Annotated in this window: 3 protein-coding genes; all 3 read right to left on the minus strand. The window is 36.9% G+C overall.

The genetic code is table 11. From position 1 onward, the window contains the following. Position 1: 1 nt before the first annotated feature. From ACM03V_RS34415 to ACM03V_RS34425, 3 genes are read right to left on the minus strand one after another with little or no spacing between them, the layout of a single operon-like run. The gene (locus ACM03V_RS34415) at positions 2–337 is read right to left on the minus strand and encodes a transposase (protein WP_414625302.1); all 336 of its coding nucleotides are present in this window, start codon (positions 335–337) and stop codon (positions 2–4) included. Further along, entirely contained in the window at positions 327–560 is a 234-nt protein-coding gene (locus ACM03V_RS34420) for a hypothetical protein (protein ID WP_414625303.1), read from the minus strand. The genes ACM03V_RS34415 and ACM03V_RS34420 overlap by 11 nt, the downstream gene beginning before the upstream one ends. Next, entirely contained in the window at positions 557–985 is a 429-nt protein-coding gene (locus ACM03V_RS34425) for a helix-turn-helix domain-containing protein (protein WP_414625304.1), read from the minus strand. Before ACM03V_RS34425 ends, ACM03V_RS34420 begins: the two co-directional genes overlap by 4 nt. Positions 986–1004: the final 19 nt, after the last annotated feature.

Genomic DNA, 1004 nt, shown 5'->3' on the forward strand with positions numbered 1-1004 from the left:
TTTATGAGGTACAGTAACAGCAATTAGTAAACCAGTTTTTTAGGTGTTTGGGATTGACTAAATCGAGAGCGGTTGCAATTAAGATATCAACCATTTTTGAATTGGTTGGAGAAAACTGGCGTAAAAAAGTTTTTAGTTGTGACCACCAATGTTCAATAGGATTAAAGTCAGGAGAATAGGGTGACTGGTAAAGAACACTTGCACCAACAGATTGAATTAATGGTTCAATAGAAGCAGCTTTATGGGCTGGAAGATTATCCATAACCACAACAGCACCTTTCCATAGTTGAGGAAGCAAACACTTCTCAACAAAGACCTTGAATGCATTAGAATTCATAGAACCGCTTTATTGTCATAACAGCTACAACCTGGTTTAGACTTATTGCGCCGATTACTGTTACTTTTGCTCCTCTGTAAAATGGTTTAAAGTCATATACTCTTGTACCGCGATCGCTACGTGCCCTACTTCGCGTAAGACCAAGTAAAACGCCCGTTTCATCTATAAAAACTAAGTTTTCTGGATCTACTTGTTTAACTTTTTGCCAATACTCACTTCTCAAATTTTGGACTCTTTCAGTTCTTGCTTGGCTGCTGCGTAACGTCTTTTTTTTAATGTTAAGTTTTGCTTTTTTAATGCACGACACATCGTACTTGTACTTACCCAAATACCGTAAGTTGTAGCCCAATATTCGCAATATTCTAATAAAGTTTTGTCTGGGTACTGTTCAATCATTGTAGCTAGTTGAACATCATATCCATCCAACTCACCTTTAACTGCTCCGCCTTGTTTCTTCGGCTTCACATGACCTTCGGTTTTTTTCATCAAAAGCAGTTTTTGAACAAAACTTTTGGTCACACCAAAGTTCGTTGCTACTTTTCTAACTGAGGTATTACCATGTTCGTAAGCCTGTACTATTTTTTCTCGCAAGTCTATAGAGTAAGCTTTCATTTTAATTATTAATGCACCATATTTAGTGTACCTCATTTATCTGCAATTTGCTGTA

This window comes from Calothrix sp. CCY 0018 (genome assembly GCF_963920925.1).
Lineage (GTDB): Bacteria > Cyanobacteriota > Cyanobacteriia > Cyanobacteriales > Nostocaceae > Rivularia.

What these genes read in the sequence shown, in the direction of transcription:
- ACM03V_RS34415 (WP_414625302.1), bottom strand. Translation starts at nt 337, where the DNA reads ATGAATTCTAATGCATTCAAGGTCTTTGTTGAGAAGTGTTTGCTTCCT.
- ACM03V_RS34425 (WP_414625304.1), bottom strand. Translation starts at nt 985, where the DNA reads ATGAGGTACACTAAATATGGTGCATTAATAATTAAAATGAAAGCTTAC.